Genomic DNA, 23,407 nt, shown 5'->3' on the forward strand with positions numbered 1-23,407 from the left:
TTCAGCCGCTCCTTATGAGAAAAGAACGACTCAGCGCGTTTTTTTCCGTACTGCCCGCAAAACAACTAATCCAGCCGCACTAGCACCAGCTACCGGAATACATGGTTTTGCGGAAACTGAGCCGCCGGACGCAGCCGGACGGGAAACGGCTGAGGTTGAAACGGTCAATGGAATACGTGAAGCGGCAAATTCCACCGGCTCGGTCAGACTGTCCACAAACGAAACGGTTTCTGTCTGTTTTCCATTCCTTTTTGCATGAAACGCCGCTGAAAGCCTGCCGGAATCTGTGCGCGTAACCTGCACTGTCACTGTATAAACAGAGTCATCATACTGGCAGTGTGTCAACGTGCCTTGTTCCTGCTGAATTTGATAAACATAGCTGCCGGTATGCTGATAAAAAATAGGACCAAAGGAAGCCCTTCCGCCACCCTGTATGGTTAGTTGTGATGTCGGCGGCATCGGTGTAGATGAACACCCTTCTGAAATGGTATACCGAAATGCGGGTACTTTGCCCGGCCGCATACCCGTGAAGGTGCTCTCGACCGGAATGAACAGGACTGCTGCTGTTTCTTCCGCAGATACGGGAACCGCAAACAATACTGAAAACAGAAACGATAGAAGCAGGACTGCACAAACTGTTTTTTTAACAGCCATGTTCCGAACACCTTCTTCCCTTTTTTGCGGTATGCTGTTTCTGGTATAGTGCCCATATGGCAAGACCGGCTGACGCTGTCAGCAGAGCTGGTGCTGCACCGCCGGAAGCATCTGCCGATGGGGCAACAGCCTGCCGGTTTTGAAAGTTCAGTGTGGTTTCTTTCATCAGCGTACCGGTGCACGCCCTGCCCTCTATGAAGCGGCCGCTGTCCGTATGTACCGTTGTCCGACAATTCCGTATTTGCTCCTCCTCAACCGTACAGCGGCAATTTTTGGGCAGACTAAAAAGGACCTTATCCCCATCCTGCAAAGAAAAAATATAGCGGCCGCTTTGGTCAGGATACAGTGTACATATCTGTCCGGCAGGGCCATCACAATACCGCAGGATATCACCGCAGGTCCTGCCTTTTGTATCGGTAACGGTCATATAAAATGTAAATTCGCGCCGCTGGGTATGACCAATGACTGTCTGCTGAATCAGCAGTGTACTTCTTGGGGCAGCCGCAGGTGTGCGAAATAATGCTTTTTGCGGGAACTTCTCAGCAGGTTCTGACTGATGCGATACGGACGGCGCACAGAACGCCGCACTGGCAAACGTAATACCGACACCCACGGTAACCGCCGCCAAAAGGATTAGTGACAATATTCGGTGAAAGCGGCTTTTCTTTTGAACTTCTTTTTTCAATAAACTCTTCTCCTCTCTTCCACTGTAGAATTGCCCGGTTTCTGTTTTTTCAGCAGGAATATGTTTTATCATACTTTTTTGGCAGACATAAATTTGTCGGTTTGTCTGCTGAACCGACAAAAGTGTCCGAAAAAAAAGATTTCCAGTCCTACAGACAAAAAAATGAGAAAAGTGTTGACATTTGCGCAATAACATGGTATTATTATTTTCGCGCTTGGGAGTTACCCTCACCAACGTAAGAACAATATAGGGGCATAGCTCAGTTGGTAGAGCAGTGGTCTCCAAAACCACGTGCCGAGGGTTCAAGTCCTTCTGCCCCTGCCATACGGCTCGGTAGTTCAGCTGGTTAGAACGCTAGCCTGTCACGCTAGAGGTCGACGGTTCGATCCCGTTCCGAGTCGCCATTTGCTGCTATGGCTCAGTTGGCAGAGCACATCCTTGGTAAGGATGAGGTCACGCGTTCGAATCGCGTTAGCAGCTCCATCAAGTAAAGCTAAGAAATCCGCGGATTTCTTAGCTTTTTTGTTTGTCAGAAAAGTACGGCACTTCTCCTCCCTGCGTTTACCAGCCTGCAAAGGCTGCCAAATGCAGGAATTTTTTTATTTGAAAATTCTGGCGGCCGCCGTCTTCTTATATTCTCTTTGGCAGTGCACACACTACTTTATGCGGCTTTCGATATGCTGCAAACGGAGGGAAATGATGGAACCACTCAAAGAACTGCCAATGGGGTTTGGCATGGCGCTGTTTGAAAATGAGCAGGCAGCCCACAGATTCGCAGAAATGCGGCCTGAACAGAAGCAGAAAGTCCTGCAGCAGGTGCACCAGGTGGACTCCAAGGCGGAGATGCGGGCATTGGTGCACCGCCTGGGAGGAGAAGAAGAAAATGGATAGACTGGACAGTTCACCGGCACCGGGGCGCGGGCAGCACCTGTGCCTAACAGACCTTTTAGACCAAGACACGACCAGCTATGAGTTTTTCTATGCACAGCCGGAATCCGTTCGTCAAAAAATACGCACGGCAGACCCATCTTCTTTTGAAGAAATGCAGCAGGTTGTCAGCACACTGGCATAAAAAAGACACCGACAACAGCAGAAAGCTGTTTGTTCGGTGCCTTTTTGTATTTTGTGTATTATCCGATAAAAATCAGATGGAAATGCTCAAAGCAACATCATACAAAGCCTTATTGAATGTACGCTTCATGTTCAGTGCCTCTGTAATGTCGAGGTCCACAACCTTGCCGCCACGCACAACAACCACGCGGTTGCCCTGGCCCTCTTCCAACAGTGTCACTGCATGGTAGCCCATTTCACTGGCAACGACACGGTCACGCAGGTTCGGAGAACCGCCGCGCTGTACATGGCCCAAAATGGTAGCACGTGTTTCAATTCCGGTTTCCTTCTGAATGCGGTTAGCAATCTCATTTGTGCCGCCGACACCCTCTGCTACCATGATAATAAAATGACGCTTACCGGTCTTCTGCGCCAAACGGATGCGGTCAATGATATCCGTCTGAAAATCCCATGGCATTTCCGGCACAAGAATAGAGATAGCGCCAGTTGCCACACCGACCTGCAGTGCTAAGTCGCCGCAGTGACGGCCCATAACCTCAACAACGCTGCAGCGGTCATGGGACTCTGCCGTATCACGGATACGGTCAATCATATCTACGGCTGTGTTCATGGCTGTATCAAAGCCGATGGTATATTCGCTGGAAGCAATATCATTGTCGATGGTACCGGGAATGCCGATGCAGGGTACGCCGGCATTCGTCAGGTCCCGCGCCCCGCGGAAGGAGCCATCGCCGCCAATGACGACTACACCCACAACATTCAATCTGCTGCAGACCTCTGCTGCCTTCTTTACGCCCTCTGGTGCATTGAACTCTGGGCTGCGGGCGGTGTAAAGGATGGTGCCGCCACGGCCGATGATGTCCGAAACACTACGCAGATTCATCTCGTATACGTCGCCGTTCAGTAGGCCGTTGTATCCGCGGCGCACGCCAAGGACACTGAACCCTTTGGAAATACCAGAACGTACAACGGCACGGATTGCAGCATTCATGCCCGGCGCATCCCCGCCGCTGGTTAAAACAGCAATGGACTTTGCACTCATTATAATGAAACCTCCAATACCATACTGCCGGTGCCCGCTGACATAAAAAGCGAACGCCGGCGTTTTTCAACTAAGTATATATTATATGCTTTTTCGCGGTGCTCTACAAGAGAGTTATATGGACAATCGTCCCATAGTCATAGAAAATTATTTCACGAAGGCAACATTGCCATCGCCCAGTACACGGCGCAGTTCCTGCAGCAGAATGTCATTTACAGCCACACCTTCTACAGCTGGCGCGCGGTACAACTTTTTCTCCTTTTGAAAAGCAACATACAGCTGTGTGCGCCCGTCAAAAATAGCGATATACTTTTGTGCGCGCAGCCATGCGGGGGCGGCTTCACTCTGTACCCGCAGGTACAGCCCCGGCTTTACTTGCTTCCCGCTTTTTGTCTGTCCAGTATCACTGCTGTCCGTCTGCTTCAGGTATTCCGCTGACTGCATCTCATCACACAACAGCTTGGGCTCCTCTTCCTCCCGTACACTTAGGTGTCCGGAAGCACACAGCACATTTCCATCCTCCAGCAAAGGTGAAAAACGGGACAGCGTCTGCGGAAAAACCAACATTTCCATAGAACCGTTAAAGTCCTCCAGTGTTACAAAAGCCATTGTGCCGCCGCTTTTTGTCACCTTTGTTTTAATATCAGACACAATTCCTAAAATTGTAACATGGTCTCCATCGTGCCAGCGGTTGTCCCCTGCCGACGAAAAGCATTCCAGCAAATCGCCAATCTTTACAGCACCCAGCTTTTGGTACAAATCGGCGTATGCCGCCATGGGGTGGCCGGAAAGGAACATGCCTGTTGCTTCCTTTTCCATTTTCAGCTTGTCCTGCAGACTGTAGTCCGGCATCGGTGCTATTTGGAAGGCTTCATCTTCCCCACCGTTCATCTGGCTGAAGAAACCAATTTGTCCCTCCACATTGCGCCGGCGGTCATTGCCCAGCGTTTCTAGTACCAACGGCACAGCTGTCATCATTTCGCGACGGTTATTGCCCAATCCATCCAGTGCACCGCAGCGGACAAGGCTTTCCAGCGCACGGCGGTTCATTTTATCAAAAGTACGCTTACAAAAATCATAAAAGGAATGAAACGGACCGGCCTGCCGCCGTTCCTGTAAAACGAAATCAATCAGCCCGCGGCCAAGGTTCCGAACCGCCAACAAACCAAAACGAATGTCATTCCCTACAACTGTAAAGGATGCCTCACTGGAGTTGATTTCCGGCGGCAGAACACGGATATGCAGGCGGGAACACTCTGCAATATAAGAAGAAAGCTTGCCGGAATTGTCCAGCACACTGGTCATCAGGGCAGCCATGTATTGACGCGGATAGAAACACTTGAGGTATGCTGTTTGATAAGCAAGATACGCATACGCGGCCGCGTGGGATTTATTAAAGGCATAGGAAGCGAAGTTTTCCATCTCACCGTATATTTTCAGTGCGGTTGCTTCGTCCACGCCGTTGTTCAAACAGCCGGGGACCTCCCATGTCCCGTCTTCCCGCTGCAGGCCATGCAGGAAAATTTCCTTTTCCCTATCCATTACGTCGTGCTTTTTTTTACTCATGGCACGGCGCACAATGTCAGCACGACCAAGGCTGTAGCCCGCCAAGGAGCGGAATATCTGCATGACCTGTTCCTGATAGACAATACAGCCATATGTTACCTTTAGAATTGGTTCCAGCAGCGGGTGTGCGTAGGTAACCTGCTTTGGATGGTGACGGTTTTGGATATAGCGCGGAATGGACTCCATAGGACCGGGGCGATACAGTGAAATAACAGCGATGAGGTCTTCCATTCCTTCCGGCCGCAGCTGCATAATCACACTGCGCATACCTGCCGACTCAAACTGGAACACACCCTCGGTGCTGCCGGCAGAAAGCATTTCATATACTTCCGGTGCATCCAGCGGAACCTTGTCTACATGAAACTCCGGCTGCTGCTGGCGAATCATTTCCTCCGCCGCGTGAATAATGGTTAAGTTGCGCAGGCCGAGAAAGTCCATCTTCAGCAGTCCCAGTTCCTCCAAAGTGGTCATGGTGTACTGACACACTGTCGCATCTCCGTTTTTGGCCAGTGGCACGTACTCGGCAACCGGCTTGTCCGTAATGACAACACCGGCAGCGTGCGTAGAAGCATTTCGCGGCATTCCCTCCAGCTTGCGGGCCATATCCAGCAGGCGGTGAACCTGCTGGTCTTCATTGTATCGGCGTCGCAGCTCCGGCGACGTTTCCAATGCGCGGTCCAGCGTAATGCTCTTGCCCGGCACCGTAGGAATCATTTTTGCAATGGAATCCACCATGGCATACGGCATTCCCATTACACGGCCCACGTCACGAACCGAGGCCCGCGCCGCCATGGTGCCGAACGTGACAATCTGTGCCACATGGTCGGCACCGTATTTCTGTGTGACATACTCGATCATTTCTGGGCGGCGGTCATCGGCAAAATCAATATCAAAATCCGGCATACTGACACGTTCCGGATTTAAAAAACGTTCAAACAGCAAATCATACTGAATGGGGTCAATTCCGGTAATGCCAATGCAGTACGCGGCAAGGCTGCCCGCACCAGAACCACGTCCCGGCCCGACCGGTATGCCTACTTCTTTAGCATGACGGACAAAGTCGTGCACAATAAGGTAATAATTAACATACCCCATCTTTTCAATCGTATTCAGTTCATACTCCAGCCGATGCACAATTTCTGGCTTTGGGTGTTCCCCATAGTGCTCGTGCAGACCAGCGTAGCACTTTTCACGAAAATAAGCGACATTATCCTGTCCGTTCGGGGTGTCAAATCGGGGCAGCTTCGTTTTGCCAAACTCAAACGTTACATTGCAGCGCTCAGCAATCTTAACAGTGTTGTCGGCTGCCTCCGGATGCTGCGGAAACAGCGCGCGCATCTGCTCCTCGGTTTTATAGTAAAATTCTGTACTGCCAAATTCCAGCCCGCCCGATTCCTGCAAGGTGTGGTTGGTTTGGATACACAGCAGCACGCGGTGCATCTCACTATCCTCTTGATTGATATAATGGCAGTCATTGGTGACCACCAGCGGCAGACCGGTTTCGTCGGCCAAACGAAGCAGGCCGGCATTGACGCGTTTTTGTTCCGGTAGTCCGTGATCCTGCAGCTCCAAATAAAAGTTACCATTGCCAAAAATATCCGCATAGCGCAGAGCAGCTTTTTTGGCGCGCGGATAGTCCTCAGCCGAAAGGACGCGCGGAATCTCACCAGACAGGCAGGCTGATAATGCAATCAATCCCTTATGATATTTTCGCAGCAGTTCCATATCTACGCGGGGCTTGCGGTAGAAGCCCTCCAGCCATGCACGGCTGACCAGCTGAATCAAATTTTGATAGCCCTCGTTGTTCTCGCACAACAGCACCAAATGGTAATTTTCGCCATCCAGTTCCCGTGTGCGATCCATACGGCTGCGCTGTGCCACATACACTTCACACCCGATAATGGGCTTAATTCCGCGGGCTTTGGCGGCTTTATAAAAATCAACTGCGCCATACATGACACCGTGGTCAGTAATGGCAACTGCGCGGTCTCCACGGGCTTTGGCGGTATCCAGCAGCCGTTCCATACGGCAGGCACCGTCCAACAAACTGTATTCGGTATGAAGATGTAAATGGACAAACATAGAGCAGGGCACCCTTTCTTTCCGGCAGCAGCATACCGGATAATTTGAAATATAGGCAATAAAAAAGGGAGCGCTTCAGTCGCTGTTGCGCTCCCGGTAGATTTTTTCTGAAAGTTCAGTAATCCGCTGTAACCGATGATTCACCCCGGAGCGGGAAAGCGGCGGCGTCAGCTGCTTGCCTAGTTCCCGCAGGGAAAGCTCCGGATTCTGGCAGCGCAGGCGGGCCAAATTCTGCAGTTCGGCAGGCAGCGCAGAAATGCCGGCACCGCAGTCCTGCAAACGCTTTAGTGCGTAAATTTGCCGCGCGGCCGCCGAGGCGGTCTTGTCCAAATTGGCAGTTTCAAAATTCGTGCGGCGGTTGATATGGTTGCGCACTTCCCTCAGCATTTTTACCTGCATCATCTGCATGGCGGCGTGCGGCGCACCCATCAGTGTCAGCAGATTCGCAGTATGGCTGCTGCCCTTAATATATACAACATACAAGCTCCGCCGCCGGGACACGCCAGGCTGCAGTTCCAGCGGCAGTTCCCCCAGCAGCGCCGACATATCGCGGGAAAGATGCATATGCGGTGTTACAAATTCCAGCCGGTAATCTTTCTGCGGATCAAAAACGGTTCCGCAGGAGAGAAACGCACCGCGTAAAAAAGACGCTGGGCAGCACTCCCCCTCCAAATTGGCACGGTTCAGCCGCAGCGGCACTTCACTGCCGCTGTGCCCAAACGCAGAGAGTACACGCATTCGATCCCGCTCATCTTCTACAGACACGGTCCCTGCCGGATGAGAAGCACGACGCAGCATGGTGCGGGTGGAAACAATAGCACCGGTGAGCGCTGCCGTTAACTGGGCCGCCCGCCGGGCCGTAGGTGTGTGTTCGGTCGTCAGCGAAACCGCGCTTCTGGAAAAAGAGTGGCCAAACAAAAGCATTCCGTAGCACTCTGCTTTTTCACAGCAGGGCTGCCGATTCTTTGTTTTACAGAGTTCATTTTTGACATCGGAGGAAAAAGACAACGGAAATCACTTCCCACTTTTATGCGTTTGCAGAAAGGCCACTGTTCAGCCCTTCCGAATATCCCGGTGGTTGACACTGGCGCGCAGGCCCTTTTCCAGCAGATGTTCATACAAAAGCTGCGCAATCGTTACTGAGCGGTGGTGGCCGCCTGTGCAGCCAATGGCAATAACCAGCTGGCTTTTGCCTTCATTGCAGTACAGCGGAATCATATAGTCGATAAGGTCTAAAAAGCGGGAAACAAAACCCTTAGTCTGCTCCCATTTCAGCACATAGTCCCGCACCGGGGCGTCCAAACCGGTCTTGTGCCGCAGCTCCTCCACATAGTAGGGGTTCGGCAGACAGCGCACATCAAAAATGAGGTCCGCTTCGGTGGGCGTACCAAACTTAAAGCCGAAGGACATACAGTGAATCTGCAGCGCAGAAGTGGCATCTCCCAGAAAAAGGCTGGAGATGCGCTCCTTCAGCTGGGCCGGCGACAGCAGAGAGGTATCTATAATGTAGTCCGCACGCTCACGTACCGGGCGCAGAATCTCCCGCTCCAGCTTGACAGCCTGTTCCAAACTGGTGGTGTCTTCCGAAAGCGGGTGCTTCCGGCGGGTTTCTTTGAATCGGTTGATGAGTACCGTATCGCCGGCGTCCAGAAAAAGAATTTTGTAGGTCTTATGTTCTACACGCAGGCCCTCCAGCGTTTCAAACAGGCTGGAGAACATGCCGCCGCCGCGAATATCCGTGACAACCGCCACCCGTGAAAGGGAATCCTTCGCCTGCATACACAGGTCGTACACGGCTGGAATAAGCTTTGGCGGGATATTGTCCATGCAGTAAAACCCAATATCTTCCATAGCATGGACCGCGCGGGACTTGCCCGCACCGGAAAGACCGGTAACAATGATAAAATCCATGACTGCACACTTCCTTATGAGATAAACCGCACTTCACACTCCAGGGATACGCCGGTCTTTTTCAGAACGGTTTCCTGTATTTTTTCAATCAGTGCCTGTACGTCACTGCAGGTAGCGTCGCCTGTGTTGACAATGAACCCAGCGTGTTTTTCGCTGACCATGGCACCGCCGACTTTTTCCCCTTTCAGACCACACTGCTCAATGAGTGCGCCCGCATAAGCACCGTCCGGCCGCTTAAAGACGCTGCCGGCGCTGGGCAGCTCCAGCGGCTGTTTTTCTTTGCGGCGGCGGAAGTTGTCGTCCATTTGCATGGAAATCTGTTCCTTGTTGCCCTGCTCCAGACGAACAACCACTGAAGTAATGATGCATTTGTTCTGTAAGTAGGCACTTTTGCGGTAATCCATTTCCATCTCCGGTCCCAAAAGGGAATCCGTATGGCCGGTGCTGGTCACATGTGTAGTGGATACCAGCACATCACTGAACTGGCCGTCATAGGCGCCCGCGTTCATAAAGGCTGCACCGCCTACGCTGCCGGGAATGCCCCATGCAAACTCCAGTCCACTCAGAGCATTGCGCTGAGCAAACTTGCACAGCCCCGCCATGGTTGCCCCTGAACCGCAGGAAACGGTCGTAGGGTCAGACAGTGTAATGCGGCGGAAATCCCCCGTAAGGGAAAGGACCACGCCGCGCACGCCCTCATCGCTTACCAGCACATTGCTGCCATTTCCCAGCGGCAGCAGCGGCAGGTTCAGCGCGGAAGCCATGCGTACAATGTCCTTCAGGGCAATGATGTCCTTCGCGGCAATATATAAATCCGCAGGCCCGCCTATCTGAAAGGTCGTGTGCCGGCTCATAGGCTCATCCCTCAGCACCAGGCAGCCGGCATTTTCTGCCGTTTTTTTCAGGGCCTCTAATTTTTCCATTGGATTATCCTCCTAAAATTCATTCTGACACAAAGCTGCGAAACACATCGGTATATTTCGTCAAATAGGCGCGCAGCTGTTCCGCACTGGAGTTGACCACCAGTTCCTCTGGAAAGTCAAGCTCCTGCAAAAGCTGCTGTGCCCGCGGAAAACAGCCAACCTGCGTGGAAAAATGCGCGTCGCTGTTTACGACCACCGGCACACGGTATTTTTTGCACAGTGCCGCAATCTTCCGGCAGTTCAGAATGGAATCCGGCCGGCTGCGAAACGTGCCTTCGTTGATTTCCACCAACTTGCCTGCCGCACCAAACTGCGGAATAACGCGCTCGTAGTCAAAAGCAAAGCGGCGCAGGCCACAGTGCCCAATGACATTGACATGCGGATTTCTGCATACCTGTTCCCACAGGTGCGTCACTTTTTCCGGTGACGGAGATTCCCCCTGCGGCATACACTCATCGTGGATAGAGGCAATCAGCCAGTCCAGGTCATGAACGCAGTCGGCCTGCTGGTCGGTATGTCCCTCATAGTCAATGATATTCGTTTCCTGCCCGCGCAATACCATTACGCCCTTATAATAACGCGGGACAACACCTAAATTATGAAAATACCATCTGCCCGGCGCACCCGGCATGGCCACACCGTGGTCCGTAATGGCGATTGCCTCCAGGCCGCGCTGCGCTGCCGCTTCCACCATTTCCTGCAATGTACTGTACGCATGGGTGGAGGCTGTCGTGTGTGTGTGCAGATCCGCAATGAAATTCATCTGCTGTATACCCCCTGTTTCTGACCGTCTGTTTTTCCGCCTGCACATAAGCCCTGCCCGGGACCCTGCCGCATGGCCCTGCGGGGCTTCTCTCTGTTTTTAATTTATAGTTTGTTAAATATCTAGTTTCAGCTTAGTTTCCTGTTGCTTGACCATGGAAAGGTCCATGCCAAGTCCCTGCAGCAGTTCCTCTGCCGCATTATAACCCATCTTCTTCTGCCGGTTGTTCATGGCAGCAACCTCAATGATAACAGCAAGGTTCCGCCCGGGCTTGACCGGAATAGTCAGCACCGGCACCTTAATGCCCAAAAGTTCCGTGTATTCACTGTCTATGCCCATACGGTCATAGACTTTGTGGCCATCCCACAGCTCCATGTTAATAATCAGGTCGATTTTTGAGGAAACTTTGACAGCGCCGATGCCGAAAATGCGGCGGGCATTGATAATGCCAATGCCGCGCAGCTCAATGAAATGGCGAATATTGGCTGGTGCCTGACCGACCAGTGTTTTGCCGGACACACGGCGGATTTCGACTGCGTCATCGGCAATCAGCCGGTGACCGCGCTTAATCAACTCGATAGCCGTTTCACTTTTGCCCACACCACTGTCGCCGACAATCAGCACTCCCTCGCCGTATACCTCTACCAGCACACCATGACGAGTGACGCGCGGTGCCAGTTCCACGTTCATATAGGCGACCAGTGAAGCCACCAGGCTGCTGGTTGTTTCAGCAGTAGCGAGCACCGGTACACCGTATTTTTTGGTTGTCTCCAGCAGCTCCGGCACAGGGCTTAAACTGCGGGCGATGATGACTGCCGGCGGCTTTTTGCTGAAAATAGCGTTCAGCACCCTGGCGCGGTATTCGGGTGGGCGGTCGTTTAGAAAAGCAGTTTCCGCATTTCCCATGACAATGATACGGGAAGAATCGTAATACTCATAAAATCCATTCAGCTCCAGACCGGGACGGTTGACGTCTGTAGAGGTGATAAGCACCTTCTGCGGGTCGCAGGGCATATAGACGGTTTTCAGAGAAAGCTCTTTCATTACTTTGTCCAGTGAAACACTAAATTTTGTAGCCATATTAATAAGCACCTGCTCTTTCTCTTATCTGCGCACGGTAAAAACAGTATGATCGTTTATATTATATCCTATAGCAGAAAAAGTTTAAAGACCAAATCCGGCAAAAGATGCAGGAATCCACCTCGTTTCAGCTTGAACCATACAAATATTGTGTTATAATGTAAATTGATTCTGATTTTGTTCGGGCAAACGTATCCTTTTTGTTTTGCCCAAAGTGCCCGGGCAGAAATCCTACCGGAGGTCCATTTATGAAAATTGCCTTGTTTTCCGGGGCCGGCGCTGTCAAATGCGCTGCCTCCACATATACTGCGGTCCTGAAAAGCGGACTGGAAAAAGCCGGGCACCAGATAATGGTGGTAACTGCCGACCCGGCCATAGACGACTGTTTTACACAGGACGGCAAAATTTACTGTCCCGCAAAGGTAACTCCCAGCCTGTACGGTATGTCTGTGCGGGTCAGTTTGCTGGGACCTATGGAAAAAATGCTGAACAGCTTCCGCCCGGAAATCATCCACGTCATTACTCTGGACGAAATGGGATTGGCCGGCCTAAAATACGCTCAGCGCCACCAGCTGCCGTTGGTTACCACTATTCATAACCTGCACGATGCACTGAAAGGTTACGGCACCAATAAAGCATATGACAATCTTGCCAAAATGAAAGTACGCAGCACAGTGCGCAAGATTTTGACGGAAAGCGATGTGGTCTGTTCCCCCTCTGCACAAACGCAAAGCCTTTTGGAAACACTGGATATTCAGTGCAAAGTAAAGCGCTCGCCTTTCTGTGTGGATTTATCAAACTTTTTGCCGACACAGCCTACCCCCGCTTTTAAAAAGCGGCTGGATATTGCCGAAGACGCCTTATGCTATGTGTATGCGGGCCGTTTGATGGAAGACTGCGGCCTCGATTCTCTGCTGAAAGTTTGGAGCGACGCAGCCGGTGGCAACGCCCGCCTACACCTGCTGGTTGTGGGCACTGGGCCTGCAGCTGCTCATTTTGCTGAAACGGCGAACAGTCTTTCCCTTTCCAATCAGGTTACATTTATCGGTGAACTTTCACCGCGTGACTTGAATAGCTGCTATGCCTGCTGCCGGGCCTTTGTCAGCGGCGCCACTTCTTCCGCTGTGAAGGCTTCTCCCCTGGAAGCTCAGGCTGCCGGTCTGCCGGTACTGCTGCCAAGGCAGTGTGCCAATGCTGACTTGGTGCATGATGGTGTAAACGGATTCCTATATGACACAGCCGAACAGTTCGGCGAAAAGCTGTACATTCTGACACAGCTGGACTCGGAAGGCGAAGTCCTCCTGCGGCGGCTGGTCAGCAAAAGTGCCATGAACCTTTCGGATAAAAACCTTGCTACCATTATGGCAGATACCTATGCGGAAGCAAAACACAGCTATACAAAAAATACGCGCAGCCTGTAAATCAAACTGTGCCACGAATATAGAAAGAGCAGGACCACCAGACACGAAATGTGTTGACGGTCCTGCTTTTTAGTTTGTATATTCTTTTCGATTCCATACGCCTGTTTCAGGAAAATAGGACTTCCAGATTTGCTGCCAGATAGACTGCAACCGGGAACAGATACAGCAGAATGCTGACCACAGCAGTGACTATATCAAACACAACCTGTGCCGGTTTTTCCAGCTTGCGTAGGCATTTGGTTCCCTTCTTTTTCAGCAGACGCAGGAACAGCAGCGCCGCCGCAAATCCAGCCATACTGCAAACGGCGCCCGCGGCAAGTCCCGGCGGCAGATACTGAACCTCCACACGGTTCTGCCCTGCCTGCAGCTGAACCGCGAGGAACATTCCTGCCGCTTCGGCTGTCTGTGCAGGTTTGCCGTTGACCGTAGCAGTAAAGCCGCTGCCGCCGCGCAGAGGCAACACCAGCCAGCCGCTGTTTCTGGCTGCAGCAGTGCCGGACAGCATATTGCCGGACGCGGAAAGAGACACTGCCTGCGACTGTGTATTTTGCAGAGCGCTCTGCAGCTTTGTGAGGTCCATCCCTGCCACACCGAAGGAACGACAGTTAACCGGGTGCAGAACCGATACGCGTACTTCTACCATTTGATTCTCAAAAGTGCCTAAGTCCACCAATCCATTGTCATCGGCTGAGGGATACAATGAACGTATCATTCTGCCGTTAACGGAAATGCTGAGAGAATTATAGTTGGAACTGGTAAGGTCCCGCGACGCCTTTGTATAACAGTCGAAGTACAGCGCTGTCTTCCTTGTGACCTGTATATGATACAGCAGGCTGCTGTATGCCGCGCCAGTAACCGTGACACTGCCATCCTTCGCCTTGCTCATTTGGGCAAAGTCAGAAATATCCGGTGAATAGCGTGTCATCAAAGAATCCGACCGACCGAAAAAAGTATGGTATAGCATATCCTGTGCACCAAAACGGTCACCATCCGGAAGAGCGCTGCCGCAGTTCTGGGCAACAAACCCAAAGGGCAGGCTGTACGGCTGACGCACCAGGGAATACTGATGATTGCTGTAAAGCGGTGTGCGGCCGTTTTCCTCCCCCAGCCGGGTAATGCTGTACTTCTGTGCCAGCAGGGAATCGGTCAGGGCCGTACCGCCGCTGGAGTGGCTTTCCATCCAATGGGCGGAGTAACCCATCTTCTGCAGAGTATCCATATAGGTGCCGTCCGTCAAAGAAGTGTAGTGGTCCAGCACCGGATATCCCAATGCACCCATCAAGTCGGTATCAAAATACAGTCCATCCGTCTTGACACGGTACAGGGAACTGTCCTTTAACCGCCCGCTGAGGTCCAGCGCTGTATCATAGGCATGCCCGTCCGATGCAGCAGGCGCAACATAAACCTGCAGGTTAAAGCTGACTTCCGCCGCGGTTACAACGCACAGCAGAACACACAGCACCCGAACCGAGATTTTCTGTGCATGAAACAACAGGAATAGGACTAAATAAACGCCGGTCGCCGACAGTGCGAAAAGCAGTCCCAGCTGCAGCGCTGTTTGGTCGTTCCAAAGATTATTGACATAATGTGAAAGCATTGTACGCATGGCAGGCCGTGACAGCATCTCGCCCGCAATGGCAATCAGCGCGGCGGCAGCGGCCCCCGCAAAGAACAGCGGCAGCGGACGGCTTTTCTGCTCTGGCTGGAGCGGCTGTACTTCGCTTAAATAGCTGCCCGTAAGCAGAAGCCCTGTCAGCGTAAGGATATACCCAAAGCGTACCGGAAACGCCTGATAACTGCCCAAGTGCCACATCCGGTCAATGGGGTCAATAAACAGCGGCAAAATCAGCAGCAAATAGCTGACAAACAGCGCACGCTGCCGGCTGCCCTTACGCTTCAGTAGGAAAAACAGCGGTACAGCTGCCACGGCGGCACCGGTACAGTACCAAACTGGCAGCGTGGTCTGCACACCGGTCAGGATGCTGCCGCTGCTTAGGCTGGAAATAAGGTCCACTACACGGCCGGAACGGCCGCACTGCAGCAAGGATGGCAGCCATACTACTGCTGTAAGCAGCAAAGCCGCACCGGTACTCAATCCCAATAGGACTATCTGCCGTCTGCAGCGGGTACGGTTGACCACAAAAGAGGACAAAATGGAAAACAGCAGCACCAGCCAGAACAGCACCATGGCGCTTAGGTAATAGTCCACAACAATAATCGCCGATAATGTCCAAAGAAACAGCGCTGGTTTTTCCGCTTCCCGCAGCCTGCACACGCCCAACACTAAAAGTGGAAACAGACAGGCAATGTCCAGCCAGACGATATTCTGATAATACATCAGTGCAAAGCCGGAACACGCGTACATAACTGAAAGACAGGAAATTCGCACACCGTCCAGCCGAGAAAACGTGTGCAGAAACAAAATGGATGCCGTGCAGGCACAAAGGGACATTTTCAACAGCACCAGCACGTTCATAAACAGGTAAAAAGATGCTTTGGGTAGAAAGGAAATCAGGAAGGTAAACGGACTGGACAGAAAAAAGAAAAAGACGCCCCAAAAGCTCATACCGCCCGCATTCTGCAAGTTCAGCAGCATAGAGGATTTTCCCCTCAGGATATCCTGAAAATCCATCAGCAGCGGGACAGTCTGGTGATTCATGTCACACCAAGACAGGGTTTTTGTTCCAAACGGGTACAGTCCGGCAGACGCAAAGCAGGCACAAAGCAGGACCAGCACCGCCAGCGGTGCCGCCCAAACTGCCCACTTTTTCCGTTTTCGCAAGCGCTCATCTCCTTTATAGGACCAATGCCGGCCGTGTATTCTAAGTACATTCAGTATACCATAAAAATGTGGTTTAGCGGCAAAAAACAGCGGAGCCGTTTCCCCCCACTGGAAAACCGCTTCGCTGCCCCGCCGTCCTTTTTATTTAAGCAGAACTTTGTGATATGCTTTTTTACCCTTCCGAATAATAGCTGCACCATTCGGAAAATCAGCGGCAGTCAACACGGCCGCAGGGTCCTTCACCTTGCTGTCGTTCAAGGTCAAGCCGCCCTGCTGAACCAAACGCCGGCCCTCACTCTTGCTGGAAACCAACTTTGTTTTAACCAGCAGGTCCAGCACACCAATGGAACCATCTGTCAGGTCAGCGGCCGTCAGTGTACTGGTGGGCATATTGTCGGTATTGACACCGCCGCCAAACAGCGCACGCGCGCCTTCACGGACCTTGTCTGCTTCCTCTATGCCGTGAATGGACTTTGTCACCTCATAAGCAAGAACTTCCTTCGCCTTATTCAGTGCACTGCCCTCACAGTTTGTCAGGTCTTCGATTTCCTCCACCGGCAGGAACGTGAGGAACTTCAGGCAGCGTTCCACGTCTGCATCACCGATATTGCGCCAGTACTGGTAAAAATCGAAGGGACTGGTCTTTGCGGGGTCCAGCCACACGGCGCCCTTTTCGGTTTTGCCCATCTTTTTGCCCTCACTGTTTGTCAGAAGGCCCAGTGTCAGGCCGTAAGCCGGCCGATTCTCTTTGCAGCGAATCAGATTGACGCCACCGATAATATTACTCCACTGGTCATCACCGCCGACCTCCAGCACACAGCCGTAACGGCGGTTCAACTGCAGAAAATCATAGCCCTGCATCAGCATATAGTTCATTTCAAAGAAGGTCAGTCCGCGCTCCAGCCGCTGCTTGTAACACTCGGCTGCCAGCATACGGTTCACGGAAAAATGAACACCGATTTCCCGCATAAACTGAATATAGTTAAGGCTCAGCAGCCAGTCGGCGTTGTTTGCCATAATAGCCTTGCCGTCTGAAAAATCAACCAACGGTGCCATCTGTTTGCGGAAGCACTCCACATTATGGTCAATTTCTTCACGTGTCAGCATTTTGCGCATATCCGTTTTGCCGGTCGGGTCACCAATCATGCCGGTGCCGCCGCCAAACAGCGCAATGGGTGTATGCCCGGCTTTTTGCAGGCGGGACATGGTCATAACGGTAACAAAATGCCCAACGTGCAGACTGTCCGCGGTGGGGTCAAAGCCGATATAGAATGTACACTTGTGGTTGTCGAGCAGGTCACGCACGGCCTCCTCGTCTGTTACCTGCGCAATAAGGCCGCGCGCCTTTAAATCCTCGTACACTTTCATACAAAAATACCTCCTGAATATCTGGCAGAAGGCTGCAAAAAAGCCCTCTGCACATAAAATCTGCAGAGGGCGGAAATTCCGCGGTACCACCTCAGTTCACCGTCCCCTCACGAAGACGGCCTTACGGGTACATTTTATAGGACAAGCAAATAAAAGATACCTCCGCGCGGTAACGTGCGCACACGGCCCGGCTTACACGGCAAAACGCTTTCGGCGGGCAGCTCCAGGATGTAATTTGGGCGGAAAAGAGCACCGGCTCACACCAGCCGCCGGCTCTCTGCAGGCATCTTTTCCCGCTTACTTCATTTCCCTTCACAGCTATTCAAATTATATTATAGTGATTTTAAACACAGATGTCAAGGTGAAGGCCGCCATGCGGTGTCAGCAGCCGGTATCTTTGGCGGCCAGCTGCAGCATTTCCTCGGCATTCTGCAGTGTCAGCGGTGTAATCTGCGTACCGCCGATAATGCGTGCCAGTTCCTGCCGGCGGCCCTTGTGATCCAAAAGAGTTACCTGTGTATAAGTACGTCCCTTTTCAGTATGTTTCTCAATTTTATACTGTCGGTCCCCTAATGCCGCAATCTGCGGCAAATGCGTGACACACAGCACCTGACGTCCGCGCGCTGTCTGACGCAACTTTTGGCCGATTTTCTGGGCCGCACTGCCGGAAACGCCGGTGTCTACCTCATCAAAGATGAGGGTTCCAACGCTGTCCCTGCCGGAAAGGACCGACTGTATCGCCAGCAAAATACGCGACAATTCACCGCCGGAAGCAATCTTTGCCAACGGCCGCGCGGGTTCACCCGGGTTGGCGGAAATGAGGAACTGCACATCATCACAGCCACTGGGGCTTGGCACACAGGGTGTCTGCTGTACGGTAAAAATGACGCCCGGCATATCGAGATAGGTAAGCTCCCGCCGCACTTGTTCCGAAAATCCAGCGGCGGCTTTGCGGCGGCTGGACGAAAGCTGCCGGCCCAGCGTGCGGACCTGTTTTTCGGCAGCGTCATTCTCTTTCTGCAGGCGCTGCATTTCTTCCCCGCTGTGCTGAATGGAACTTAGCTGCTGGCGGCACTTCTGCAAAAACTGCAGCATTTCTTTTTCTGTTTTGCCGTACTTTAGCGACAAATGATAGTACACATCCAGCCGTGTCTCAATCTCCTCCAGCTCCTGCGGGTCATAAGCATCCGTCTCGCACTGGCTGCGAATTTCCTCCATGCAGTCCTGCAAGTCGTATCCAAGGCTTTCCAGCCGGCCGGACAAGCCGCTTAGTTCCGGCAGCAGCTCGGCGGCGTCTGCTAAGTGGCGTGACGCCTCCTGTACCGCCGCACAGGCACCCGGCATCTCGCCGTCACCATCCAGTATCTGCACTGCTTTTTGCAGGGACGCAGTGATTTTTCCGCCGGAACGAATACGTTTGCGGCGGTTTTGCAAATCCTGTATTTCCCCGGGCTTGATGTTTGCCTTTTCCAGCTCGTTTATCTGATAGGTCAATAGATCCGTTAAGCGAACTTTTTCAGCTTCATCTACATCCAGCGCCGTCAGCTGCTTTTGCACCTGCTTCCATTGGCGGTAAGCCCCACGGTACTTTTGCAGCAGTGTTTCCGGCACGCCCATGCGGTCCAAATAACGCAGATGGTTATCCGGCGAAAGCAAGCCATAACTTTCATGCTGGCCATGAATATTTATCAGCTGTGCCCCCAGCTGCCGCAGCGCTGCGACAGAGGCAGGCCGGCTGCCAATGTGGCACACCGTGCGCCCGTCTTCGCGTATCTGCCGCTGCAGCAGAAGAGTGCCGTCTTCCTCCGGTGAAAAGCCGAGCTGGTCCAGTATCTGCAAAACCTGTGGTGTCAGGCCGGAAAAACTCGCACTGACAAAGGCGCCCTTCGCACCGGCACGCACCAGTTCCCGTGAAGTCCGCTGGCCCAGCACCGCATGAATGGCGTCAATGATGATGGATTTGCCCGCGCCGGTTTCACCGGTGAGAACATTAAAACCGGGACCGAAATCAATCGTTGCTTTTTCAATCACGGCGATATTTTCAATATACAGTTCATCCAGCATGGAATCACCCCATCATTCTGGTGAGTTCTGCCGCAAACTGCTGGGCGGCGTGCTCACTGCGCACAGCAACAAAAATGGTATCATCACCGGCGAGCGTACCGACCACTGCTTCCCAGTGCATGGTGTCCATTGCAGCGCAAATAGCCTGTGCCATACCGGAAACCGATTTGATAACAACAAGGTTCCCGGTACAGTTGATAGATGTAGCAGAATCCTGCAGCAGCGAGTAAAATTTGGAGGAAATATCCCGATTGTCCTCTTTGCCGGTGGAATACCGATACTGTCCGTCCGTCGACAGCGTCTTCACCAGACGCAGCTCTTTAATATCGCGGGAAACGGTGGCCTGTGTCACCTCAAATCCGGTGTCACGCAGACGGCGCAGAAGCTCCTCCTGCGTATCGATATCATATTGGCTGATTAGTTCCAAAATTTTCGCATGGCGGCGTGCCTTCATATTAGGTCCTCCTCTCTATCAGTTTTTTATTGACAACTTCGTAAAAATGATTTTGCTTCAGCTTAATAAACTGTGCTGTATAGGGGGAACGACTGACTATTACCTGCTGGCCCGCCTGCAGCGGAATGGCGTCGTCGCCGTCCACCGTCAGGTAGTTTTGCTCCTCTGCTGCGGAAAAAGTCTTTACAGTCAGGCAGGCGTCCGGACTGAAAACCACCGGACGGCTTGCCAGCGAAAGGGAACAGATGGGTGTCAGCAGAAAGGCACTGACGCCCGGGTCCAATACTGGACCGCCTGCAGAAAGCGAATAGGCGGTGCTGCCGGTCGGTGTTGCAAAAATGAGGCCGTCTGCCCGGTAGTGTGTCATTTCATTGTCGTTAAAACCAACTTCAAAATCAATAATCTTTGAGCGCGTACCACGGGCAATCACAACATCATTTAAAGCGTCTGTTTGGCGGGTAACGCCGTCCGTCTCAAACCGGGCACGCAGCATCAGGCGGTTTTCCAGTGTATAATTGCCCCGCACCAGATTTTTTAACAGGCCCAGTTCATTTGGTTCCAGCCCAGCCACAAAACCGAGCCGGCCAGTGTTGACACCAAGAATCGGCCTGCCCGCAATAGCGGTATGCCGCGCTTCATGAATGATGGTGCCGTCGCCGCCGACCGCAATGGCTGCGCTGCAGGAACCTAGCAGCTCCTGAAAATCGTCAACCCAGCGGTCCGCGTCATAGGCCTGCTGCCGGTCAGAAGCACGCATATATATTTTTGCACCCAGCTCATGCAGGCATTTGATAATTTCATGTGTGCAGCGCGGAGCATGCGCTTTTCTTAGATTGGGCAGCAGAGCGATAATCATTTCTTTCCACCACCATTCAGTACACGATGTGACTCAGCAACCAGTGCGGGAATATCCAGCGGCACCGAAGAAGGTGTGTCCGCTTTCTGCAAATAGAGTAAGTACTCAATGTTCCCCTCCGGCCCGCGCACCGGCGAATAAGTAAGGCCCCGCACGGAAAAACCGTTGTGCAGGACAAAATCCGTAATGTTTGCAATGACCTCCTCATGAACTGCCGGGTCACGCACAACACCTTTCTTCCCCACCTTTTCCCGGCCGGCCTCGAACTGCGGTTTAATCAGGCATACAGCCTGTCCGCCGTCCTTCAAAAAGCCGTGGGCAACCGGCAAAACCAGCCGCAGAGAGATAAAAGCTACGTCCACGCTGAAAAAGTCCACCTGCTCCGGCACCTGTTCGTGTGTCAGATAGCGCACATTGGTGCGTTCCAGATTCACTACACGAGAGTCCGTACGCAGTTTCCACGCAAGCTGCCCATAGCCAACATCCACAGAATAAACACGGCTGGCACCGTTTTGCAGCATGCAGTCCGTAAAGCCGCCAGTGGAGGCCCCAATGTCCATCGTGACCTTTCCCGTCAATGTAATCGGAAACGAGGCCATGGCTTTTTCCAGCTTCAGTCCGCCGCGGCTGACATAGCGCGGTCCGCCACGCACGTCCAGCTTTGCGTCTGCTGGCACCAGCATACCGGGTTTATCATACCGCTGATTCTGAATAAATACATCTCCGGACATGATAATGGCCTTGGCCTTTTCTCTGCTTTCCGCAAAGCCGTTCTGTGTCATTAAAACGTCCAGCCTAACTTTATTACTCAATTTTTACACTCCGTTGTTATGGTTTGTATCATACCGTCCGCGTCCAGTCCCAGGGACTGCAGACACTGGGCCGCCGTGGCATGCGGGACAAAATCCTGAATGCCATGCAGGTAAGCATGCCCACAAAACTGTTTGCTAAACAGCAGGTACAGAAAATGTTCACCGATACCGCCCTGCTGCATTCCTTCCTCGAAGAAGAAGGCCGTCTGTTTATCCGCTGCCGCCTGTACAGCGCCGTCGGCAATCGGTTTAATGCAGTTAAGCTTAATGATTTCCACGGGAATGCCTTTCTCCTGCAGTGCCTGCTGTGCACGGCAGGCATTGGCAAACAACCGCCCATAGGTAACAATGGCACAGGAAGCATCTGCCGGGCCATAGCGGTCGTAGTCACGGCCGGTACGCAGAAAATCTGCCGGACGGAACGGTTCCGCACCGCGCGGATAACGCACCGCCACCGCGCCGGGCACTTCATACAGCGCGCGGTGCAGGTCCGTGATTAGTTCGTCGTAGTAGCAAGGTGAAAATATCGTAATACCGGGAATGGTATTGAGAAAGGCAGCATCAAAAATGCCCTGATGCGTTTCGCCATCCTCCCCGACAATACCTGCACGGTCCACACCAAAAACGACCTTTACTTTCTGTATCGCTACATCATGGATAATCTGGTCATATCCGCGCTGTAAAAAAGTAGAATACACCGCAAAAACCGGCAGCATTCCCTGGCTGGCAAGGCCGCCTGAAAAGGTGACCGCATGTTCCTCGGCAATGCCGGTGTCGAAAAAGCGCTTTGGAAAGCGCCGGCTGAAAGTCTCTAGGCCAGTACCGGTTTTCATGGAAGCCGTAATGGCACAAATGCGGCTGTCCTTTTCCGCCAGGCTGCACAGTGTGCTGCCAAACACACTGCTGAAATTGTCACCGCCTTTGGCGTTTGGCTTACCCGTCAGAATATTGAAACTGGAAACGCCGTGGTAGGTGTCCGGATTTTCCTCTGCATAAGAGTATCCCCTGCCCTTTTTGGTAACAACGTGCAATAAGATTGGGTGGTCAATCTGTCCGGCATTTTCCAGCACTTCAATCATCTGCGGCAAGTTGTGCCCATCAAATGGGCCATAGTAGTTAAAGCCCATATCCTCAAAAAAGGTGCTGTTGTAAAGCACCGAACGCACCATGGTTTTTGCCACGGTAATGCTGTCACACACCGGCCCGCCGATAACGGGAATATGCTGCAGTGCGTCCTCTACATGGGATTTTGCCCGCAGGTAAGCTGGTTTTGTCCGAATTTGTGCCAGATACCGTGCCATTGCACCCACACTGCGGGAAATGGACATTTTATTATCATTTAATATAACAATAAAATTTTTACCGAAGCGGCCGGCATTATTCAGGCCCTCATAGGCCATGCCGCCGGTCAGCGCTCCGTCACCAATCACCGCAATGACGTGCCCCGGCTTGCCGGAAAGCGCCTTTGCCTCGGCAATGCCGAACGCGGCCGAAATAGAAGTGCTGCTGTGTCCGGCGGTAAAAGTGTCCCACTTACTTTCCTGCCGATTAGGGAATCCGGAAAGGCCACCTTTGCAGCGGATGGTTGGGAACTGTTTCCGGCGGCCGGTCAACAGCTTGTGTGTATAGGACTGATGGCCAACGTCCCAAACAATGGCATCGTCCGGTGAACTGAACACCCGGCGCAGCGCCACTGTCAGCTCAACACAGCCAAGGTTGGAGGCGAGATGTCCGCCGTTTTTGGAAACAGTATGAATAATGGCCGACCGTATCTCGGAACACAGCTGCTGCAGCTGCGCTAAATTCAATTTTTTTAGGTCATCCGGAGAATCAATATGATCTAGGAGCTTGGACATATTTTCTGCTCCCCCGT

At 52.5% G+C, this 23,407-nt stretch carries 19 protein-coding genes, 3 tRNA genes and 1 other annotated feature; of the genes, 6 read left to right on the forward strand and 16 right to left on the reverse strand.

From position 1 onward, the window contains the following. Positions 1-30 precede the first annotated feature (30 nt). Complete coding sequence (locus tag ACIHKT_RS05500; protein WP_174193096.1) at positions 31-654, reverse strand: Spy0128 family protein; 624 nt, start codon at positions 652-654, stop codon at positions 31-33. Then, positions 644-1,339, reverse strand: coding sequence for a hypothetical protein (locus tag ACIHKT_RS05505; RefSeq protein ID WP_086035872.1), 696 nt, complete (start codon positions 1,337-1,339; stop codon positions 644-646). Before ACIHKT_RS05505 ends, ACIHKT_RS05500 begins: the two co-directional genes overlap by 11 nt. 248 nt (positions 1,340-1,587) lie before the next feature. On the opposite strand from ACIHKT_RS05505, the gene ACIHKT_RS05510 reads away from it, so the two are divergent. The 5 genes from ACIHKT_RS05510 (at position 1,588) to ACIHKT_RS05530 (ending at position 2,411) form a co-directional block, all read left to right on the forward strand. After that, positions 1,588-1,663: transfer RNA gene (locus tag ACIHKT_RS05510), tRNA-Trp, on the forward strand. A 3-nt stretch (positions 1,664-1,666) separates the two neighbouring features. Next, a tRNA-Asp gene (locus ACIHKT_RS05515) sits at positions 1,667-1,743 on the forward strand. A gap of 3 nt (positions 1,744-1,746) precedes the next feature. Beyond that, positions 1,747-1,822: transfer RNA gene (locus tag ACIHKT_RS05520), tRNA-Thr, on the forward strand. Positions 1,823-2,038: 216 nt separating this feature from the next. Beyond that, positions 2,039-2,230: a hypothetical protein gene (locus ACIHKT_RS05525; RefSeq protein ID WP_157658940.1), complete on the forward strand. Its 192-nt coding sequence runs from the start codon at positions 2,039-2,041 to the stop codon at positions 2,228-2,230. Then, positions 2,223-2,411 carry a hypothetical protein gene (locus ACIHKT_RS05530; protein WP_086035874.1) on the forward strand — a complete coding sequence of 63 codons (189 nt, stop codon included), beginning with the start codon at positions 2,223-2,225 and terminating at the stop codon, positions 2,409-2,411. The genes ACIHKT_RS05525 and ACIHKT_RS05530 overlap by 8 nt, the downstream gene beginning before the upstream one ends. Positions 2,412-2,483: 72 nt before the next feature. Here the strand turns inward: ACIHKT_RS05530 and pfkA are convergent, their stop codons facing one another. The 7 genes from pfkA to hprK form a co-directional block, all read right to left on the reverse strand. Further along, positions 2,484-3,452: a 6-phosphofructokinase gene (gene pfkA / locus ACIHKT_RS05535; RefSeq protein WP_086035875.1), complete on the reverse strand. Its 969-nt coding sequence runs from the start codon at positions 3,450-3,452 to the stop codon at positions 2,484-2,486. Between the two features lie 147 nt (positions 3,453-3,599). After that, positions 3,600-7,100 (reverse strand): DNA polymerase III subunit alpha, encoded by a 3,501-nt coding sequence (locus ACIHKT_RS05540; protein ID WP_404351978.1) that lies wholly within the window; start codon positions 7,098-7,100, stop codon positions 3,600-3,602. 75 nt (positions 7,101-7,175) lie between these two features. Beyond that, positions 7,176-8,108 carry a DNA-binding protein WhiA gene (gene whiA, locus ACIHKT_RS05545; RefSeq protein ID WP_086035877.1) on the reverse strand — a complete coding sequence of 311 codons (933 nt, stop codon included), beginning with the start codon at positions 8,106-8,108 and terminating at the stop codon, positions 7,176-7,178. A gap of 45 nt (positions 8,109-8,153) precedes the next feature. Further along, positions 8,154-9,011, reverse strand: a complete 858-nt coding sequence (gene rapZ / locus ACIHKT_RS05550; RefSeq protein WP_086035878.1) for an RNase adapter RapZ — start codon at positions 9,009-9,011, stop codon at positions 8,154-8,156. Positions 9,012-9,025: 14 nt separating this feature from the next. Continuing rightward, complete coding sequence (gene murB / locus ACIHKT_RS05555; protein WP_086035879.1) at positions 9,026-9,934, reverse strand: UDP-N-acetylmuramate dehydrogenase; 909 nt, start codon at positions 9,932-9,934, stop codon at positions 9,026-9,028. A gap of 19 nt (positions 9,935-9,953) precedes the next feature. Further along, entirely contained in the window at positions 9,954-10,697 is a 744-nt protein-coding gene (locus tag ACIHKT_RS05560) for a phosphatase (protein ID WP_086035880.1), read from the reverse strand. Between the two features lie 114 nt (positions 10,698-10,811). Further along, entirely contained in the window at positions 10,812-11,777 is a 966-nt protein-coding gene (gene hprK / locus ACIHKT_RS05565) for an HPr(Ser) kinase/phosphatase (RefSeq protein WP_086035881.1), read from the reverse strand. Positions 11,778-12,025: 248 nt separating this feature from the next. On the opposite strand from hprK, the gene ACIHKT_RS05570 reads away from it, so the two are divergent. Then, a complete protein-coding gene (locus ACIHKT_RS05570; RefSeq protein WP_086035882.1) occupies positions 12,026-13,198 on the forward strand; it encodes a glycosyltransferase in 1,173 nt (390 codons plus the stop codon). Positions 13,199-13,304: 106 nt separating this feature from the next. Here the strand turns inward: ACIHKT_RS05570 and ACIHKT_RS05575 are convergent, their stop codons facing one another. The 7 genes from ACIHKT_RS05575 to dxs all read right to left on the reverse strand — a co-directional run bounded on the left by ACIHKT_RS05575 (position 13,305) and on the right by dxs (position 23,390). Further along, on the reverse strand, positions 13,305-15,980 hold the full coding sequence (locus ACIHKT_RS05575; RefSeq protein WP_157658941.1) for a YfhO family protein: 2,676 nt from the start codon (positions 15,978-15,980) through the stop codon (positions 13,305-13,307). A gap of 141 nt (positions 15,981-16,121) precedes the next feature. Continuing rightward, positions 16,122-17,348: a tyrosine--tRNA ligase gene (gene tyrS, locus ACIHKT_RS05580; RefSeq protein WP_086035884.1), complete on the reverse strand. Its 1,227-nt coding sequence runs from the start codon at positions 17,346-17,348 to the stop codon at positions 16,122-16,124. A gap of 62 nt (positions 17,349-17,410) precedes the next feature. Then, positions 17,411-17,673: a binding site (T-box leader), on the reverse strand. Between the two features lie 56 nt (positions 17,674-17,729). Then, positions 17,730-19,412, reverse strand: a complete 1,683-nt coding sequence (gene recN / locus ACIHKT_RS05585; protein ID WP_404351986.1) for a DNA repair protein RecN — start codon at positions 19,410-19,412, stop codon at positions 17,730-17,732. A 4-nt stretch (positions 19,413-19,416) separates the two neighbouring features. Then, a complete protein-coding gene (locus ACIHKT_RS05590) occupies positions 19,417-19,866 on the reverse strand; it encodes an arginine repressor (RefSeq protein ID WP_086035886.1) in 450 nt (149 codons plus the stop codon). A gap of 1 nt (position 19,867) precedes the next feature. After that, positions 19,868-20,722 (reverse strand): NAD(+)/NADH kinase, encoded by an 855-nt coding sequence (locus ACIHKT_RS05595; protein ID WP_086035887.1) that lies wholly within the window; start codon positions 20,720-20,722, stop codon positions 19,868-19,870. After that, positions 20,719-21,534: a TlyA family RNA methyltransferase gene (locus tag ACIHKT_RS05600; RefSeq protein ID WP_086035888.1), complete on the reverse strand. Its 816-nt coding sequence runs from the start codon at positions 21,532-21,534 to the stop codon at positions 20,719-20,721. Before ACIHKT_RS05600 ends, ACIHKT_RS05595 begins: the two co-directional genes overlap by 4 nt. Further along, positions 21,531-23,390 carry a 1-deoxy-D-xylulose-5-phosphate synthase gene (gene dxs / locus ACIHKT_RS05605; protein WP_174193074.1) on the reverse strand — a complete coding sequence of 620 codons (1,860 nt, stop codon included), beginning with the start codon at positions 23,388-23,390 and terminating at the stop codon, positions 21,531-21,533. The genes ACIHKT_RS05600 and dxs overlap by 4 nt, the downstream gene beginning before the upstream one ends. Positions 23,391-23,407: the final 17 nt, after the last annotated feature.

The organism is Caproicibacterium sp. XB2 (assembly GCF_044880635.1).
In the GTDB taxonomy this organism is placed as follows: Bacteria; Bacillota; Clostridia; order Oscillospirales; family Acutalibacteraceae; genus Caproicibacterium; species Caproicibacterium lactatifermentans.

Excerpts from the sequence above, each read along its gene's own strand:
- ACIHKT_RS05570 (WP_086035882.1), top strand. The coding sequence starts at position 12,026 with ATGAAAATTGCCTTGTTTTCCGGGGCCGGCGCTGTCAAATGCGCTGCC.
- hprK (WP_086035881.1), bottom strand. The coding sequence starts at position 11,777 with ATGGCTACAAAATTTAGTGTTTCACTGGACAAAGTAATGAAAGAGCTT.
- dxs (WP_174193074.1), bottom strand. The coding sequence starts at position 23,390 with ATGTCCAAGCTCCTAGATCATATTGATTCTCCGGATGACCTAAAAAAA.
- ACIHKT_RS05500 (WP_174193096.1), bottom strand. The coding sequence starts at position 654 with ATGGCTGTTAAAAAAACAGTTTGTGCAGTCCTGCTTCTATCGTTTCTG.
- tyrS (WP_086035884.1), bottom strand. The coding sequence starts at position 17,348 with ATGAAAGTGTACGAGGATTTAAAGGCGCGCGGCCTTATTGCGCAGGTA.
- ACIHKT_RS05595 (WP_086035887.1), bottom strand. The coding sequence starts at position 20,722 with ATGATTATCGCTCTGCTGCCCAATCTAAGAAAAGCGCATGCTCCGCGC.
- ACIHKT_RS05540 (WP_404351978.1), bottom strand. The coding sequence starts at position 7,100 with ATGTTTGTCCATTTACATCTTCATACCGAATACAGTTTGTTGGACGGT.
- rapZ (WP_086035878.1), bottom strand. The coding sequence starts at position 9,011 with ATGGATTTTATCATTGTTACCGGTCTTTCCGGTGCGGGCAAGTCCCGC.
- ACIHKT_RS05525 (WP_157658940.1), top strand. The coding sequence starts at position 2,039 with ATGGAACCACTCAAAGAACTGCCAATGGGGTTTGGCATGGCGCTGTTT.
- ACIHKT_RS05530 (WP_086035874.1), top strand. The coding sequence starts at position 2,223 with ATGGATAGACTGGACAGTTCACCGGCACCGGGGCGCGGGCAGCACCTG.
- ACIHKT_RS05560 (WP_086035880.1), bottom strand. The coding sequence starts at position 10,697 with ATGAATTTCATTGCGGATCTGCACACACACACGACAGCCTCCACCCAT.
- ACIHKT_RS05590 (WP_086035886.1), bottom strand. The coding sequence starts at position 19,866 with ATGAAGGCACGCCGCCATGCGAAAATTTTGGAACTAATCAGCCAATAT.
- murB (WP_086035879.1), bottom strand. The coding sequence starts at position 9,934 with ATGGAAAAATTAGAGGCCCTGAAAAAAACGGCAGAAAATGCCGGCTGC.
- pfkA (WP_086035875.1), bottom strand. The coding sequence starts at position 3,452 with ATGAGTGCAAAGTCCATTGCTGTTTTAACCAGCGGCGGGGATGCGCCG.
- recN (WP_404351986.1), bottom strand. The coding sequence starts at position 19,412 with ATGCTGGATGAACTGTATATTGAAAATATCGCCGTGATTGAAAAAGCA.